Here is a 1972-nt window from a genome sequence, read left to right as displayed (position 1 = left end):
GCCTGCTCCTCGCGCGATGGCTCAGAAGTCGACGGGAGCGGGGAGGGGCTCGACATTGGCGGACTCGTCGGTCAGCACGGCACCGATGCCGAGCTTTTCCTTGATCTTCTTCTCGATCTCGTTGGCCACGTCGACGTTCTGCAGCAGGAAGTTGCGGGCGTTCTCCTTACCCTGCCCCAACTGCTCGCCTTCGTAGGTGAACCACGACCCGGACTTACGGATAAAGCCCTGATCCACACCCATGTCGATGAGCGAGCCTTCCTTGCTGATGCCCTTGCCATAGAGGATGTCGAACTCGGCCTGCTTGAACGGGGGGCTGCACTTGTTCTTGACCACCTTGCAGCGGGTGCGGTTGCCGACCGCGTCGGTTCCGTCCTTAAGCGTCTCGATGCGGCGCACGTCCAAGCGAACCGAAGCGTAGAACTTCAAAGCCTTTCCACCCGTTGTTGTTTCGGGCGAGTTGTGCACCATGACTCCGTCGGCAAAGTAGTTGTGCGATCCCTCGACCTCGATGTCGAAACGGCTCATGATGGGGTAATCCGTCTTCGGCTCGATCTCAGTAACACGGGCCGGCATCAGCTGCATCGTCGGTGCGACAAACTGCGGTTCCACATTGAACTGATCGCGGAAACGTGGCAACAGCTTGTATGCCATGGACGGGTGTACGTACGGCGCGATGAACTCTTGGAACCTTGCAGTGGCCTGCGTCGAGAAGACCATCACCGCCTTACCTGCCGCACCAGCCTTTCGCAGTCGTACGTCCAGGCCGTGGGTGTCGCGCAGATAGTCGCGCAGGCGAACCCGCGACCCGTCGCTCATTGCCTCAACACAGATCTCGATTCGCCCGCTACCACCTTGAGTGCGCTGCTGTAAGCCCTTCGACCGAAGGCTGAACGAACCGTCGTCCATGTACCAAATGGCTAGCGCCAATGGGGTTAGCGCCTTGAGATACGCCTCGGAGAGGAACTTCTTACCATCGCCCAAATACACTGCGCTCATTAGCTCATGAAGCTCGGAGAGCGGAGTGAAGTCTGCGAACACGGCTCCTTTTCCGTTACTGGTGCGGCAGTGTGGGATGTTCGCGAACAGGGAGACCTTCCAGTCGAGATATTCCGACTGTTTTGCCCCGTGTCCCATACGAAGTCGTGCGCTTTCTGAATCTTGCCGGACTGGACGAGATAGGCATCCGTCACCCATCAAGGATCCCAGTACAACTTCCCATTGCTGGTCACTGAGCAAGCTCGGTTTTGCCAACATCACCCGGTCACCAACGGCGATGTCTTCAGCTTCGCGCCAGCCGCCCGGAGTTCGAATGAGGTGATTTCGAGTCATGGCCATGCTGGCGTGACCGCGACCTGTCCCGCCTCCGGGCCGATCAACCTTGAAGTGCAGGAACTCTTCTGTCTTGCCATTGTTGAACCAGTTGGTCACTTTGCGCGGGACGATCTGACCGGATTCGAAGTCGTAGGACAAGACCTCGACATCCATCTTCTGGTTGACGATCTTTCCGAGCTTTTCAGTCGATCCATCAGCCAGCGTGACGTTGGTGTACCAGGACCCACACCCGAACATCACTCCGATTTTTTCGCGAAGCTGGTTGATAAAGATCGCCGTGGTACCCGAATTGCTCAGCGCACCGGTTATTTTCCGCAGCGCCTGACTCATCAGCCGGGCCTGTAGGCCGACGTGACTGTCACCCATCTCGCCTTCGATCTCCGCCCGCGGCACCAGCGCGGCCACCGAGTCGATGACCAGGATGTCCAGAGCACCCGAGCGGATCAGCATGTCCGCGATCTCTAGCGCCTGCTCACCGGTGTCGGGCTGAGACACCAGTAGCGAATCGGTGTCCACACCCAGCTTCTTGGCGTAGTCGGGATCCAGCGCATGCTCGGCGTCGATGAACGCCGCGATGCCGCCGGCGGCTTGGGCGTTGGCCACCGCGTGCAGGGCGACGGTGGTTTTACCCGAGGAC

At 59.2% G+C, this 1972-nt stretch carries 1 protein-coding gene; it reads right to left on the bottom strand.

All coding sequences use genetic code 11. The features are described 5' to 3' along the window. Positions 1 to 21 precede the first annotated feature (21 nt). The coding region (gene recA, locus AC2VOU_RS10980; protein WP_486957405.1) for an intein-containing recombinase RecA at positions 22 to 1972 on the bottom strand (1951 nt) is incomplete at its 5' end.

The organism is Mycobacterium sp. TH-M25 (assembly GCF_057473665.1).
Note: the sequence above shows the minus strand (reverse complement) of the source record. Positions and strands in the feature narration are given on the sequence as shown.